This is a genomic window from Litoreibacter sp. JB4-2, from assembly GCF_055693445.1.
Map to the genome: position 1 here is coordinate 89,633 of NZ_CM146334.1, position 13,401 is coordinate 103,033.

General features: G+C 58.3%; 13 protein-coding genes and 2 pseudogenes. 4 read left to right on the top strand and 11 right to left on the bottom strand.

What is annotated here, in order from left to right:
• Position 1 precedes the first annotated feature (1 nt).
• The gene (phnH, locus tag ACZ1G7_RS00480; RefSeq protein WP_472661407.1) at positions 2-562 is read right to left on the bottom strand and encodes a phosphonate C-P lyase system protein PhnH; all 561 of its coding nucleotides are present in this window, start codon (positions 560-562) and stop codon (positions 2-4) included.
• Positions 562-1,017 (bottom strand): phosphonate C-P lyase system protein PhnG, encoded by a 456-nt coding sequence (gene phnG, locus ACZ1G7_RS00485; protein WP_472661409.1) that lies wholly within the window; start codon positions 1,015-1,017, stop codon positions 562-564. The genes phnH and phnG overlap by 1 nt, the downstream gene beginning before the upstream one ends.
• 104 nt (positions 1,018-1,121) lie before the next feature.
• On the opposite strand from phnG, the gene phnF reads away from it, so the two are divergent.
• Positions 1,122-1,832: a phosphonate metabolism transcriptional regulator PhnF gene (phnF, locus tag ACZ1G7_RS00490; protein WP_472661411.1), complete on the top strand. Its 711-nt coding sequence runs from the start codon at positions 1,122-1,124 to the stop codon at positions 1,830-1,832.
• A gap of 70 nt (positions 1,833-1,902) precedes the next feature.
• A pseudogene (locus tag ACZ1G7_RS00495) lies at positions 1,903-2,925 on the top strand (alpha-D-ribose 1-methylphosphonate 5-triphosphate diphosphatase); the annotation flags it as partial.
• A gap of 119 nt (positions 2,926-3,044) precedes the next feature.
• On the opposite strand, the gene ACZ1G7_RS00500 reads toward ACZ1G7_RS00495, so the two are convergent.
• From ACZ1G7_RS00500 to phnC, 5 genes and pseudogenes are all read right to left on the bottom strand, one after another.
• Complete coding sequence (locus tag ACZ1G7_RS00500) at positions 3,045-3,707, bottom strand: LbetaH domain-containing protein (protein ID WP_472661413.1); 663 nt, start codon at positions 3,705-3,707, stop codon at positions 3,045-3,047.
• Positions 3,707-4,995, bottom strand: a pseudogene (gene phnE, locus ACZ1G7_RS00505) (phosphonate ABC transporter, permease protein PhnE). Before phnE (ACZ1G7_RS00505) ends, ACZ1G7_RS00500 begins: the two are co-directional and overlap by 1 nt.
• Positions 4,992-5,876, bottom strand: coding sequence for a phosphonate ABC transporter, permease protein PhnE (gene phnE / locus ACZ1G7_RS00510; RefSeq protein WP_472661415.1), 885 nt, complete (start codon positions 5,874-5,876; stop codon positions 4,992-4,994). The pseudogene phnE (ACZ1G7_RS00505) and the gene phnE (ACZ1G7_RS00510) overlap by 4 nt, the downstream one beginning before the upstream one ends.
• A 68-nt stretch (positions 5,877-5,944) precedes the next feature.
• Entirely contained in the window at positions 5,945-6,850 is a 906-nt protein-coding gene (gene phnD, locus ACZ1G7_RS00515) for a phosphonate ABC transporter substrate-binding protein (RefSeq protein ID WP_472661416.1), read from the bottom strand.
• A gap of 59 nt (positions 6,851-6,909) precedes the next feature.
• Positions 6,910-7,704, bottom strand: coding sequence for a phosphonate ABC transporter ATP-binding protein (gene phnC, locus ACZ1G7_RS00520; protein WP_472661417.1), 795 nt, complete (start codon positions 7,702-7,704; stop codon positions 6,910-6,912).
• A 180-nt stretch (positions 7,705-7,884) separates the two neighbouring features.
• Between phnC and phnX the strand changes: the two genes are divergently transcribed.
• Together phnX and ACZ1G7_RS00530 are read left to right on the top strand one after the other, a co-directional pair.
• Entirely contained in the window at positions 7,885-8,670 is a 786-nt protein-coding gene (gene phnX, locus ACZ1G7_RS00525) for a phosphonoacetaldehyde hydrolase (RefSeq protein WP_472661419.1), read from the top strand.
• 131 nt (positions 8,671-8,801) lie between these two features.
• On the top strand, positions 8,802-9,014 hold the full coding sequence (locus tag ACZ1G7_RS00530) for a hypothetical protein (protein ID WP_472661421.1): 213 nt from the start codon (positions 8,802-8,804) through the stop codon (positions 9,012-9,014).
• Between the two features lie 409 nt (positions 9,015-9,423).
• On the opposite strand, the gene ACZ1G7_RS00535 is transcribed toward ACZ1G7_RS00530, so the two are convergent.
• From ACZ1G7_RS00535 to ACZ1G7_RS00550, 4 genes are read right to left on the bottom strand one after another with little or no spacing between them, the layout of a single operon-like run.
• Complete coding sequence (locus tag ACZ1G7_RS00535; protein ID WP_472661423.1) at positions 9,424-9,978, bottom strand: PqiC family protein; 555 nt, start codon at positions 9,976-9,978, stop codon at positions 9,424-9,426.
• A gap of 2 nt (positions 9,979-9,980) precedes the next feature.
• Positions 9,981-12,059 (bottom strand): PqiB family protein, encoded by a 2,079-nt coding sequence (locus ACZ1G7_RS00540; protein ID WP_472661425.1) that lies wholly within the window; start codon positions 12,057-12,059, stop codon positions 9,981-9,983.
• The gene (locus ACZ1G7_RS00545; RefSeq protein WP_472663775.1) at positions 12,052-12,657 is read right to left on the bottom strand and encodes a paraquat-inducible protein A; all 606 of its coding nucleotides are present in this window, start codon (positions 12,655-12,657) and stop codon (positions 12,052-12,054) included. Before ACZ1G7_RS00545 ends, ACZ1G7_RS00540 begins: the two co-directional genes overlap by 8 nt.
• A gap of 29 nt (positions 12,658-12,686) precedes the next feature.
• Entirely contained in the window at positions 12,687-13,322 is a 636-nt protein-coding gene (locus ACZ1G7_RS00550) for a paraquat-inducible protein A (RefSeq protein WP_472661427.1), read from the bottom strand.
• Positions 13,323-13,401: the final 79 nt, after the last annotated feature.

Below are 13,401 nucleotides of genomic sequence, written 5' to 3' on the forward strand. Positions count from 1 at the left end.
GTCAGCTCACCTTCGTTGTTCGCGGTAGACCGGCCAATCGGTCGCCGCAGGTGAAAAAGAAATCCAGCCCGAGCGGGAAAAGTTTGGCGTTGTTCTGGAAGGTTTCGGTGTCGGGTAGGTTCAGTGCCGCCTCATCTTTTATTCCCGGCCCGCGCAGTTTAGCGCCGATTTGCGACAGGTTGTTTTGTTCGATGATCAGTGTCGTTGAGCGGTCAGGGTATTCTGGTGTGCCGAGTTGGAATTGGTCGATAGGCAGCTCAGACCAAGCTCCTACCGCGAATTGCGCCTCTTTTGCACCGGTCATCGGGGCGCCCGTGTGAAAGCGGATCCAGTCCCGTATGTCCTGCGTGTCGACGCTGGGGGCTAGATAGATCGGTGTTTCGGGATCACAAAGCGTGGCGATCAAGACACTGGCCGCCGTCGATAGCGGGGCGGGTGCCTGCGCGCCTGCGACGCTCAGAATATCGCCAGGCCGCGCCATGGCTTGCATGATCGCGCGAAACGCGTTTGCTGCATCAATTGGGGCGTTCTCGAAACCGCCATCTAAAGCGTGCTGTTCCATCAGTCCTCCCCCCGGGCCATGGTGAAGAAATCGACCTTGGTGGCCGCGGCCTTCGCCGCGCGCTTTGCGGCCTTCGCGGTCATGGCTTGTTCCAGCGGCGTCAAGATCGCGTCGCGCACCTGCTTGGCTGCCTCGGTTTGCATCAAGCCGTCGATCAGTGCGGCTTGCAGTGCCTTCTCTTTGTCGCGGCCTTGCACATAGGCGTGACCGTCGACGCCAGCTGCCAGTCTGACAGAGCATCGGGTGATCGTTACCTCGCCCAAATTGAACGCGGCACCGACCGCGCCCATCCGGCCGCGCACCATCGTGCTGCCGATCTCTGGTGCTCTTAGAATGCGGTGGTCGGGGGTGAGCGCACTCGCCTCCCATAGTTCTGACAATGCCTTGGCGGGTGCTTTTGCAAGCAACCCCATCCAGGCTTTGCGCGCCGCGTTGTCGTCCTTTTGGGTGATCATCTAGACACCTTGCCGATTTGTCTACATTGCTATACAACTAGACAACATTTGGCACGATCTACGTGTTACCGCAAGATCCCTAACTGTGAAACTTTGGTGACAAGATGGCACGCACCCCGATTTGGAAATCTATCGCTGGGACATTGACGGGAGAGGTGGCGGAGGGGCTCTATGCGCCGGGTGACAAGCTACCGACCGAAGCCGAACTGTCCGCACGGTTTGGCGTCAACCGCCACACCGTGCGCCGCGCGCTTGCCAATCTGGCGGAACTGGGTCTCGTGCATGCGCGACGCGGCGCGGGCGTGTTTGTAGCGCAGCGCCCGACCGATTATCCGATTGGGCGCAGGGTCCGTTTTCACCAAAATCTAGAGGCCGCCGGACGGGTTCCGGCCAAGGAGGTTCTGACCTTGCAAACCCGCGCTGCCGGACCACGGGAGCGGGAGGCATTGTCGCTTGAAAACGGGGCTGAGGTGCATGTCTACGAAGGTCTCTCATTGGCCGATGATCAACCTGTCGCGCTGTTTCGCAGTGTGTTCCCGGCTGCGCGTTTCCCGGAACTTTTGCCTGCTTTGCGCGACCGAAAGTCGGTCACCGCGGCATTGGAACGGCATGGCGTGTCGGATTACGTCCGCATCTCGACGCGGCTGACCGCGAAGCAGGCCAATGCCACGCAAGCCCTGCATTTGCGGATCACAGAGGGTGCGCCGATCCTGCGCAGCGTCGGGATCAACGCGGATGCGTCAGGGCGGGCGATTGAATATGGACACACCTGGTTTGCCGGTGACCGGGTGACTCTGACAGTGGACCCAAACTAAACGCGTCCTGTCATGGCGCCGATACATAGCGGCCCTATCTTCGCCGAAAAACGGGCGAGGCGGATGCAAAATGTCACCTACAGATGAACTTAAAATCACAGGCGGACTTGTGCTGCGCGACGGCGCTTTGTCGGAAGATGAGGTGCTTGTCAGCGGCGGGCGCATCGCTGCGCATGGTTTTGGAGGACCGCAGCTGGACGCGAACGGTTATTTGGTGCTGCCCGGCATCATTGATTTGCATGGCGATGCGCTTGAACACCATATCGCGCCCCGACCGACGGCTCCGTTTCCCATCGAAATGGGGCTGGCGGGCACGGATCGGGATGCGGCCGCAAACGGTGTCACCACGGCGTGGATGGCGCAAAGCTGGTCCTGGGAGGGCGGGCATCGCAGCCCAGACTTCGCCGAACAGGTCTTGAGCGCCGTCAGCGCCACGCGTGAGCAGTTGTTGACCGACCTGCGTGTCCAGATTCGTTGCGAAACCCACACCGTCGAGACGGGGGACCGATTGCTTGCAGCCCTTGCCAGGCACAAGATCGACTACGTTATTTTTAACAACCACCTTGATGAAGCGCTTGCTATAGCCCGTGACAATCTCACCAGTTTCGCGACCTGGGCTGCAAAAGCCGGTCGCAGTGTTGAGGCGCATATGGACTTGGTCAAAACGGCCCTGACCCAATCGAAAGACGTGCCGCGCCACCTGTGCGATCTGGCCGCGAAGTTCGACGAGATGGGTATCAAGTACGGCAGCCATGACGACGACACAGCAGAAACGCGCGAACGGTTCTCTATGATTGGGGCCAAGATTTGCGAGTTTCCGACCAGTTTTGGTGCGGCTTCGGCGGCTCAGGCCTGGGGAGACCCTGTTTTGATGGGCGCGCCCAATATCGTGCGGGGTGGCTCCCAATCCGGCAATATCGCGGCCTCAGATCTGATTGATGCCGGGCTTTGCACCGCGCTGGTCTCAGACTACCACTACCCGACGTTGCATCAGGCTGCGTTCCGGCTTGCGCGCGAGGGGATGAATTTCGCACAAGCCTGGGCGTTGATTTCGCGCAACCCAGCCAATGTGATGGGGCTGTCGGATCGCGGCGACATTCAAGTTGGAAAGCGGGCGGATTTGACGCTTGTCGATGCGCAGACACAACGAGATCGAAGGCACGATGGTAGCCGGGCGTTGGTCCTACCTCTCGGGCGATCTGGCAGCGCGGTTCATGCGTGTTGGTCAGCCGGTTTCTGTCGCTGCGGAATAGCAGCGGTTTTGTATTTCTCCAAAAATGCTTCCGCTTTGAGAGCACGGAAATCATCCAACGCGGCGCGGAGCGCACCATGCGGCCAATCCCACCACGCAAGTGCCATCATCCGGTCGGCAATCTTTGGATCAAAGCGTGCTCGCAAGGGCGTCGCAGGGATGCCGGCGACGATCATGTAGGGCGCCACATCCTTGGTCACGATCGCGCCGCCTGCCACGACCGCCCCATGGCCGACTGAGACCTCCGGCCTGATCTGTGCGCCGTGGCCGATCCAGGTGTCATTGCCAAGTTTTGCACGTCTGGACTGGCGGTGCGCAAACCAATCTTCATCATGCGCGGCATCGTCGAAATAGTCGGCAGAGCGGTAGTGGAAGTGATGCAGGCTCGCCTTGTCCATCGGATGATCTGTCGCGCCAATACGAACATAACTGGCAATGTTGGAGAATTTCCCGACCTGAGCATTGGCGATATCGGCAAAGCGGTCGCAATAGGAATAATCCCCCATAGCCGAATGCGCGACGCGGGAGCCGCGCCCGATTTCAACGAAGCGCCCGAAGGTGCAATCCTCAGTGATGTCACATTCTGGGTGGATGTAGGGCGCTTCTGCCGTCAACCGGGCCATTAGTGTCCCCCCTCATCGCCTTTGATCAGCTTGCGCCGCAACCACCCGGAAAAAGTGTCCATGGCCATGACCATGATGATGATCAGCACGATGTAGTAAGAGACTTCTTCCCAGTCTTTCTGGGTAATGATCGCCTGCGTCAATAACAGCCCAATTCCGCCGCCTGTGATCGCGCCGATGATCGTGGCGGACCGCGTGTTGGATTCGAGGTAGTATAAAACCTGGCTGAGCAGCACCGGCGTCATTTGTGGGATCACCCCGAAGCGGTACCGCTGCAAAGGCTTTGCCCCGGTTGAGCTGATGCCTTCGATTTGCTTGTCATCCACGTTTTCCAAGGCTTCTGAAAAGATTTTTCCGAATGTACCGGTATCGGTCAGCAAGATCGCAAGCGAACCCGTCAGCGGGCCGGGGCCGAAGGCGCGCGACAGGATGATCGTCCAGATCAACCCGTCGACCCCGCGAAGGAAGTCGAACAAACGACGCGCGGCGAAGCGCAGCCCGCCCAATGGCGTGAAGTTCTTGGCGGCCAGAAAGCCCAAAGGCAGAGCAAAGAAGGCCGCACCGAATGTGCCCAAGAACGCCATCAAGATGGTCTCGACCAAGGCCCAAGCGACATCGGCGTGGCGCCACATTTTGTTTGACCAAAAGTCGTTCCACATGCCGAGATACTCGCCAGAGCCCAGCAGCTGTCCAAAGCTTTTGCCGTGATACGGGCTGTCGAGCGTGAAAAAGAAAAGCTCCCAACCGTTGAAATAGCGAAACACTTCGGAGCGGTTCCGGGTGATCGTCAGACGGCCTGCGTCGGTCGTCACGGCCAGCCGGTTTTTTGATGCGTTGATCCAGTCTGGGACGGGGCCGTCTGGCAGCTCGGCATTCACACCGCTGCGACCCGGTGTCGCCCGGATCACGCCGTAGCCGGGGATGTCGTAGATCACCTGTTCGCCAAAGATGACGGTATGGCCATCCGCAAGCTCGATCACCGTTTCATCGCCAAGCATGACCCAATCGGGGGAGGCGCCGGGTGCGTAGCGGCCCTTTTTTCGCCCTCAATCGCGATCTCGATCGCGCCAGTGCGGTTGTTGCGCTCCACGTGGGTTTTGTAGCTGTAGATGTCGGTGACCATAGTGCGCATGTTTTTGACGCTGACCCGTTCGCCCAAGCCAAGCATGTCAAAGGCGAAAAAGACGTAGGTCATATAGGCGGCGATCAACACAGGCACGGCTATCGAGGTCATCCGCTTGCGAACGAATATACCTGTGGCCTGCGATTTTAGTGCGGCGGTGCTCATATGATTGCGCCCTTGTCTTGATAGGCCTTGCCGTGGGTCAGGCGGTTGCGGGTGTAGCTCGACAGCTGATCGACCACGATGATGGTGGCGAAAAGCAGCAGGAAGATAGCGGCAGCCTCGTCGAACTTGCCTTGCCCCCAGGACATGGTGTTGCGCAGGTCGTAGCCGATGCCGCCTGCGCCCACGAACCCGAGGATGGCAGAGGCGCGGATGTTGATCTCGAACCGCAGCAAGGCGTAGCTAAGATAGTTCGGCGCGACCTGCGGCACGACGCCCAGAAACATGCGTTGCAGCCAGCTGGCACCAACCGATTCAAGCCCCTCAACAGATTTCAAGGATGCGTTTTCATTCACCTCAGAGAATAGCTTGCCTAGGGCGCCGACTGTGTGCAGTGCGATTGCGATCATGGCGGGGACGGGGCCGCCACCAAGCAAGAAGATCAAGACCAGCGCAATCACGATCTCGGGCACCGCGCGTAGAATGTCGAGTGTGCGGCGCACCGGGCTGATCATCCATGGCAATGCGGCCAGCCCGCGCGTCGCCAGAAAGGACATGAACAAGGCGGCAAGCGCGCCGATCAAGGTGGCGGCGCCGGCGATATTTATGGTTTCCATCAGGGAGGGGAGGTATTTGACGAAATATCCCGGCAGCAGGTGAATGCGCTCGATGGCTTCGCTGACCACATCGGCGGGAAAATCCAGTATATTGGGCCAGCCTTGCCAAAACCCACCCGCGTTGCGCGCGTTTGCGGTCTGAAACCCGGCGACCATCAGGGCCACAAAGATGATCAAAAGGATCAGGTTGAGAATTCGTTTCTGGCGCATCTGCGCTACGTAGTCGTCCCTGATCGTGCCCGTAGGCGCGCTGGATAAACTGGCCATACTGTCCCCTGACAAATTGCTGGCCCCGTTTGGAAGGAAACGGGGCCAGCGTATTGTGCTTAAAAGTCTTAGTTAGATTTTGCTTTGCGTGCTTCGACGATGGAGACATAGGCCTCATGCGTGATCGGGTCGAAGCCAAGGCTGTCGCCAGCCGCAACACCGTAGGCGCAATCGGCATCGGCCTCATACAACCCGTCAACCAGCGCGGTCATCTTGGCTTTGACGTCAGCGGGCAGCACAGTGCGCAGGACAACCGGGCCTTCCGGGATCGGGTTGGAGCGCCAGATTTCGACCAGATCGTTCATGTCGATCAGGCCCGCGTCAACCGCTTTGCGCAACGCGCCGGAATTGTAGCCGTCTTCCCAGTTGCCTTGGCCGTCAGCCCAGGTCACGCCGCCATTCACATCGCCATTGTTGACCGCAACAATGGTTTGCTCATGGCCGCCCGTGAATTTGACTTCGCCGAAATAGTCGCCCGACTCCATGGTCGCGCCGGTTGTTTGCGGGATTTCGATGGAGGGGATCAGGTAGCCGGATGTCGAGTTCGGATCACCGAAGCCAAAGACTTTGCCCTGCATATCGTCCAGCGAGGTGATGCCGCTGTCTTTGCGGGCAAACCCGATGGAATGATAGCCATAGCTGCCGTCGAGATTGATTTTGACCAGCACCGGCTCAACCGCGTCCGGGTCTTGAATATGGACGGCTGCGTAGGATGATGCGCCCAGCCAAGCCATGTCCAATGTGCCGCCCAACAGGCCTTGGATCACACCGTTATAATCCGCAGGCGCGAACAGTTTTGTTGGCACACCAAGAGCTTCGGTCGCGTAGTCTGCCAAGCACTGGTAGCTGTTCAAGCGGTCTTGCGCGTTTTCGCCGCCCAGGATGCCGATGCGGAACTCGGAAATGGCGTCTTGCGCCAGAGCTGCGCCGGTCAGCGCGGTTGTCGCCATAGCGGCAGCGATAAGATGTTTCATAGTCGTCTCTCTCCAGTTGAAAAGCCCGCGACATGGCGCGGGGGTAGGGTGGTTTTTGCTCAGGCGATCGCCTTGTCGAGCGTCTCAATCTCGGTCGAGGTGGCCTGTTCCAAGAAGGAAGCATCCGCGCCATAGATTTCGCGCGCCATGTTTGTGGTCAGCTGCTCGGGCGTGCCGTCAAAGACGATCTTGCCGTCGCGCATTCCGATGACGCGGTCGCAATAGCGTCGTGCCGTATCAAGCGTGTGCAGGTTGGCGATGACCATGCGGCCGTCTTCTTCATGGATGCGGCGCAAGCTTTGCATCACCACCTGCGCATTCATCGGGTCGAGCGACGCAATCGGTTCATCGGCCAGAATAATTTTCGGGTCCTGCATCAAGGCGCGCGCAATCGCGACACGTTGCTGCTGGCCACCGGACAGGGCTTCGGCGCGTTTGGGCGCATGTTCGGCGATGCCGAGGCGCTCCAGGATGTCGATGGCTTTGTAAACGTCATCAGTCGGGTAAATGTTGAACATCGTCGCCAGTGTTGAGCGGCGGTTCAGCGTCCCGTGCAACACGTTGGAGACCACATCCATACGCGGCACCAGATTGAATTGCTGGAAGATCATCGCGCATTGTGATTGCCAATTGCGTTTCGCGGCACCAGTCAATGCGGTGACATTCTGGCCCTCGAACATGATCTCGCCAGAGCTCGCATCTGTCAGCCGGTTCAACATGCGCAAAAGTGTCGATTTGCCCGCGCCGGATCGCCCGATAATGCCGATCATTGCGGGCTTGTCAGCATTCAGATTGGCTGCGTTGACGGCGATATTGGGACCAAAGGTTTTGGTCAGTTTGGTGATGTGCAGCATGATTTCCCCTCTGTTCCGGGGAGGGTTTGACACCGGCAATTTGCAGAATTGTTTCAAATTCACGAAACTTATGTGACAGGTCATAAATCCTGCCATGTGGGTTTTCTGACTTTGCTGCCCTGTCATGTTTTTGTTGTAGAAGGACGCTAAACGCGGCGTCGCACAGGGGCGGGATGTTTAATGACTAAGTTTAAAGCGGCCATTTTTGATTGGGCCGGCACGACGGTAGATTTCGGATCTTTCGCGCCAATGGGCGTGTTCATTGAGACATTGGCCACGTTCGGTATCGACGTCACGATTGACGAGGCGCGGGCGCCCATGGGCGCCCCCAAATGGGATCATATCGCTGCGCTTTTGGCCATGCCGCGACTACGCGAGCAATGGATTGCTCAAACTGGTGACGCCCCAAATGACGCTGATATCGACGCTGTGTTTGAGGTATTCGTACCTAAGAATGAAACGGTAGCGGCAGATTATTCGGACCTTATTCCGGGCACCAAGGACTGTATGGACGCGTTGCGGGCGCGCGGCATGAAGATCGGCTCAACGACTGGGTATACACGCTCCATCATGGAAAACGTGCTGCCGGTTGCGGCACAGCAGGGTTACAGCCCCGACAATTTGGTTTGCTGCGATGATCTGAGCGAAGGACGCCCGGGGCCGCTTGGCATTTATAAATGCATGGTTGATTTGGCGGTCTACCCACCTTCAGCCCTGATTAAGGTCGATGACACGGCGCCTGGCATTGGTGAGGGTGTGTCTGCCGGGTGTCTTACAGTCGGTGTCGCTTTATCGGGCAACGCGGTTGGAAAGACGGTGGCAGAGCTAGCCGCAATGAGCGCGGCTGAGGTCGACGCGTTGCGACAGCGCGCGACCGGTCTTTTGAAAGATGCTGGCGCAGACCATGTGATTGATACGGTCGCCGATCTGCCTGCGCTCGTCGCTCGGCTTGAGGCAGAGACATAGCTGCTGCGTTGCTCAGTTTTCGAGCAATCCCTGGGCATTTTCTGTGGATAACTTAAGAAACGGGATGAAACCGCTTTGGCCAATACCGTAGAGGGCTAAGGTAGGGATGGGAAAATCGCGAGGGCACGATAATGGCACAGCAAGACCCCAACCTGAGGTCCGCAGTCGATGAAATTCTGAGCACCGGCGACGATGCCCGGCTCAGCTTTTTGACCGAAATGATCCGTAAACGGAAACTTAGCACCGCAATGATGGCGCTGAACGACATTTTGCGTGATGGGACACCGTCGCAAAAAGAACAAGCGCGTGCCGCCGTCGAGCGGTTGGGTTTCGTCGCGGATTAGCCGCGGTACAATAACCCTGAATTTGGATGGCTAGGGTTTTGAGCGGTTCGTGACGTACGCGATCCGCCCAATTCTCGAATCGATCCCATCTTGACGACAGAAACTCGCGCCGCGAGTTGAAAAAACATGTCCAAAAAAGGTGAAAAATCGAAAAAAGTCGTCGTTAATGATATTTTAACGGCTTACCAAACGGCACTTTAACGGAGCTTTGACGCTGATGACGCAAAGTCAATTCATCGGCAATTAGAGCCGGTACGGTGAGCAGCACGGATTACAGAGTGTCCCGTTAACTAGTATTTTAGCACCTAGTCCTTTTTTCTCCCGAGGGTGCTGTTCACCCAAATAACCCCAGTTGCCCCCGCGGATCGCATATCGATCCGCGGGGTGCGCTTTTTGGGCAGGGAGTTGCTTAACGCAGCCCGTTACGTGCGACGAATTCCGCCACATCGAGAATCAAAAGCTTCCGGATGCGCGCAAGGTCGGCTGGCCCTGCGTTTTGTTCAACAGCGCGGGATAGCTCAAACAGGCCGGCGCGCTCGCGCCCCTCTTCGACAGCCACAAAGAATTGTCCGCGCGCACGGAACTGCCCGTCGGCGCCGGGCAAAAGTTCTTCGAAGCGAATGTCCAGACGCGCATCGGGAAAGGCTTCAAATGGCCAAGGATTGGATGCGACCCGAGCACCCGACAGTTTGGCCAGGTTGCGGGCCAGCTCTAGTGCGATTGCTCGCTCAGGCGCATCAGCCCAAAGCACATCGGTGGTCGATTGTAATACGCCACTGGCATCCTGACGCGTGATCTCTTCTGCGGCGGCATAGCTGGGCAGCGTTACCTCCCGGATTTCGACGGTTGCAAACCGGATCGCGACACGTTCCGTCACTTCGGGGGCGGGCGCCGTAAAGCGTTGCGCGTCAGAGGCGCATCCGGTCAGGATCAAAGCTGCGATGGGCAGGGCAAGTCGTATCATGGTCACCGTCCTCGGATCAGGGAGCTTGGGTTGCGCTCAATCGTGCGTGCGAGAGACGCGAGCGCTTGGGCAGCCTTTTGAATATCGCGCAGGGCGGATTCGACATCACGGCTGAGATTTTCGCCCTGATCAAAGCCGCGAATGGTGCTGCTGGCTTGGTTCAACACAGCGGCCATCCGGTCCATCAGCGCCGGTAATTCCACAGTAGCACCTGCGACCGCATCCGCCGCGTTGCGCGCTGAAGCCAATGTCGCGTTTGCGTTTTCAACTACGCCGCCTTCGCGCAGGGCTTTTAATGTGGCTTCAATCTCGGCCAATGCGGCGCTGAGATCTTTGGGTAGAGCTTTGAACTCTTGCGTGTCAATCACGCCTTCGGCGGTGCTGGTCAGGTTTGTGAGTTGAGCAATCAAATCCTCAACTGGCAGGTTTTCTGCCTTTTCCGCGACGCCTTGGAATGAGGCCAAAAGCTCCGGTAACCCTTGTGCTGCGCCTTCAATCCCTTCGGCGGCCCCGGCGGCGGCGTCCACTGCATCAAGCAGACGCGCCACCAATTGTTCTTGTTCCAGCTGTGTCAGGATTAATTCCATACGGCCCAAAAGGGCATTTAGCGCGACTGGAACATTCTGAATCTCGTCGGAGCCCACAAGCCCGCGCATATCGCCTAGCAGTCCGACCACTTCTGCGGGCACATCTTGCACCCCGTCGCTGCCCACAAAAGCCTGCGCAGAGTTCAAAAAATCTATCGCTGCGGTCAGCAGCTCCTCAATCGGCAGGTTCCCGACGCGGGTCAGGACCCCTTCAACGGAGGCCCCGGCATCCGCGATCTGACTTTTGGTCGTTGGCAGCACTGGCGTGGGCACGTTTAAATCGTCAATCGATGCTGGCGGCGCGTCTTCAACAGTGACCAATTCGATTTTCAACCCGCCGGTCAAAAGCCCTGCCGAGGTTAGCCTTGCACGCATCCCTTCGCGGACCCGACCGGCCAGAAAGTTCAGCGCTGCCGTGGGCGAGGGCGTGCCACCAAGCCCCAGCCGTGCCGGTTGAATGGCCAATACCGCATTCAACCGTACCCGGCTGTCACCAAAGCGCGCACGGTCGATAATTCCTGAGACGCTTTGCACGCCGCCGATGGTCAGCCCGCTAAGCTCGACGTTGGCTCCGACCGTCAGGCCCGAGATATTGTCATCAAACACGACTGCGACCTGCAGTTCTTCCACTTCGGAGGCGTTGAAGACCGAATTGCGTGCTGTGTCCTCGTCCGCGTAAATCTGAAATTCTCGCCCATCACTGACCCGTTCACCGCCAGATACGAACGTATCAAAGGACAGCCCGCCCGAGATCAAGGTTGCCAATGAAGTGAAGTCGATCTCAGCCCCAGATGCGCCGACAGAGACACTGAACCCTGACGTGTCCCAGAACCGGGTCGCATCTGTGATCAGCCTATCATGTGGTTCATAAATGATAGCCTCGGCGATTGCGAAATTGGTGCGCGGCGAAATACGGGCTTTGCCGATCCGCCCAACCTCAATGCCATGAAAGAAGATCGGCGCATTTTCGGTCAATTGCCCGTTGGCCGTGGCGCGCAACGCGATCTCCAAGCCGGGCTGTGAGGGGCGGAACAGTGGCGCTTCCTCCAGGCCTTTGAATGTGCTCGCGGGATTGCCAATCTTGGTATCCCAGACGCCTTCAATGAACACGCCGCTCAGCACAGTGCTGAGCCCGCTGATGCCGCGCGTCGACACCTCCGGCCGAACAACCCAAAAATTCGCGCTTTGATCAATAAAAGGCGCGATGTCTTTGTCGATCCGCACCGTGACCTCTACGCTTTCAAGCCCATTGGTAAAGCCGACATCTTCGACGATCCCGACGGTGATGTCGCGGTATTTCAACTCGGTCTCATCGGCCTGAATGCCGGTGCCGTTCTCAAATTCTATTGTGATCACAGGGCCTTGGTTGGAATAGCTTTGCCAGGCCACGCCCAGCGCCACGGCAAGCGCGATCAACGGGATGATCCACACCATCGAAACGCCAAACCCCGCGGGGGCGGGCGCGATCTTTACCTGTGATGGCGCTTCAGCCATGCGCTTTATCCCCCTTGGCCGCACCCTGGACGTCCCAGATCATGCGGGTATCGAAGCTTTGCGCAGACAACATGGTAAAGACAACCGACAAAGCAAAAAATAGGCTGGCGATGCCCGGCTGTATCGCGGCCAGTGTGTTCAACTGCACCAGCGAGGACAGGATCGCGACCACGAAAATGTCGATCATGGACCAACGACCGATATATTCGACGACCTCATAGGTGATCTGGCGTGCTTCAAAAGATGCGACTGAGCGGCGCTGCACGGAGATTGCTAAATAGGCAATCGCTATGAACTTTCCGACCGGAATTGCGACGCTGGCAAAAAGGATAATCAAAGCCACAACCGGCGCGCCGTGGGTCAACAGCTCAACCGCGCCACCGATGATCGTGCTTTGCTCTGTCGTGAACAGGGTGAGGGTAACGAGCATGGGATATAGGTTCGCCGGGATGTAGCACAGCACCCCGACCAGCCACCACGCCCAGACGCGTTGCAGGCTGAGCCGGTCGCGGGAGATCAGCCGCTTACCGCAACGCCCGCAGCGCGGCGTTTCTACAGGCCAAACTTTAGTGCAGCGGGTGCAGCTGACGAGCCCCATTTCGCGCGCCGTGGTGATATGGGCGGCGCTCACTTTCGCAACCCCTCAAGCGATTTCCATACGCTCCAGCGGCACATGAAGCTATCTTGGGCGACGACCAGAACGACAAGGCCTGAGAACATCCAGAATGCCGGGCCGAAGGTCACATCCGCCAAGTCAGCGACTTTGACCAATGCGACCGCGCAGCCAATTGCGAAGATTTCGGCCATGGACCAGGGGCGCAAAGCCTCAGCCAGACGAAAGGCCTGCCGCGATCCGCGTGCAGGCATGCGGTCCAGCACCACTGGGATCAAGACATAAAGCGCCAAGAGCACGCGCATGAGCGGGACAAAAATGATCAGCGCCGCGGTCGACAGGGACAAGATGATGAGCGGGCCGTCAGAAAATGCCAAAGCTGCGTCGAGAATTGAGACGGAGTTCTGAACACCAGCCGCCTTGATGGTGAGGAACGGGAAGACGGTCGCCGCGATGACCAAGACGACCACGGCCAGTGACACAGCAATTATTTGCAAACCCGCCTTGGCCCGTGGAGTGATCAGTGCCGTGTGGCACCGTACGCAAACCGCGCGTTCGCCCGCGTCTGGCCGCACCAACGTGAAGGCCGCGTCGCAATGCGGGCAAACGATCAGATCGTCGCGTGGGGTCGGTGGCAGCCGGGTGGTCATCGAGACAGCTTAGCGGCCCGTTCAGGGGAGTTCTATCCCCGCTTCCTATTGTTGCACACCCAAATCAGGGCTAGCGTTC